2 protein-coding genes and 1 pseudogene are annotated in these 1,200 nt (G+C 55.9%); all 3 read left to right on the top strand.

All coding sequences use genetic code 11. The annotated features are described in order from the left end of the window. On the top strand, positions 1 to 134 hold a 134-nt coding region (locus NKJ77_RS32330; RefSeq protein WP_352536386.1), incomplete at its 5' end, for an IS3 family transposase. Positions 135 to 574: 440 nt separating this feature from the next. Continuing rightward, positions 575 to 955 (top strand): hypothetical protein, encoded by a 381-nt coding sequence (locus tag NKJ77_RS32325; RefSeq protein ID WP_352536385.1) that lies wholly within the window; start codon positions 575 to 577, stop codon positions 953 to 955. Positions 956 to 1,105: 150 nt separating this feature from the next. Beyond that, positions 1,106 to 1,200, top strand: a pseudogene (locus NKJ77_RS32320) (IS481 family transposase); the annotation flags it as partial.

Raw genomic sequence — 1,200 nt, 5'->3', positions numbered from 1 at the left:
ACACCGTTCAAAGCCTGGACGACGCCATCACGGACTACATCGACTATTACAACCACCGCCGCATCAAACTGAAACTGAAAGGGCTGGCCCCTGTGCAATACAGGAACCAGCCCTTAAACCTGCCAACTCAATGAACCGTCCAACTTTATGGGGTCAGTTCAATTTCAGGTCCGCTTATATACAAAAAAGCCGGCCTTCTTTCGGCAGCCGGCCAGTTCCAACAGAACAAGAGAACGTGCACTGATGGGGCAGTGCAACGCCCGAAGTGTTCGAGGCTACAATGTTCCAAGGGTGGGAATAACGAGGCAGCCTAGCTAGCGGTTGGCGCCAGCCGCATGGCTTGCCCCCTCCGCCCTCTTGACTGGCCGAGCGGGTTAGGTACCTTCACTGCGTGCCTTGAGAGAAGCGGCCCGGGGCACCTTTGGAAATCAAGCCGCGTGATAACCGACGATGGGGGAGCCCTTACGTCGTAGACAACGAGCAGCACGGCTGCCCAAACACAACTCCAAACAACAACAATCCGGCTTCCGCGCCCATGGCGGCGTTGCGGCCACTAAAAACATGGAGCAAAGTGATGACCAAAATTGTCGAATATCAGGATAGTGACGTGACGGTGGTATCGCGGAATCCGTTGCGAGGCGCACTGGAACTGGTGACCGATGACGACGACACAACCTTCCTCGAGCTGGACAGGGACAGCGCCGAGTGGCTCGTGTCGGCGCTCCTCAACTTCCTCATGGAAGGCAGACACCCAGAAACACCAAAGATGACTGTTGAACCGGCCGCTGACGCCCCCAGAGGCCGCGACCAAGTTCTAACTGCCATTTTTGAAGGCATAGCAGCAGCCTATCAAGCCACGCTCTATGAAAACAATGATCCTTTGGACAATTGCGCGACCTTTGCAGAGACGGCACTAGCGTCGCTGGAGTCGAGTGGCTTCAGAGTGGTGCGTTAAGCCACCTTTGCTGCCTGCACGGTTTCGGGCGAACCGTGCAGGTTGCCCAATGGGGCGACAGTGAACAAACAGGGATTCACATTCCCGGAGTTCCGATCTAAATGTTTGATCCCAGGCTTTGATCTTTTCGTCCGAATCAAAGGATGCGCTATGGGCCAGATTCTTCATGGGAGCGCCACGACGACAGAGGCGATCCGTCGAGCGATACAGCATAGTCAAGAGAGCCTGAGGGCGCTGGCGAAGCG

Origin of the sequence: Mesorhizobium sp. M0052 (assembly GCF_040323255.1) — a bacterium.
GTDB lineage: Bacteria > Pseudomonadota > Alphaproteobacteria > Rhizobiales > Rhizobiaceae > Mesorhizobium.
Note: the sequence above shows the minus strand (reverse complement) of the source record. Positions and strands in the feature narration are given on the sequence as shown.

Coding starts and splice junctions, on each gene's coding strand:
- NKJ77_RS32325 (WP_352536385.1), top strand. CDS start 575: ATGACCAAAATTGTCGAATATCAGGATAGTGACGTGACGGTGGTATCG.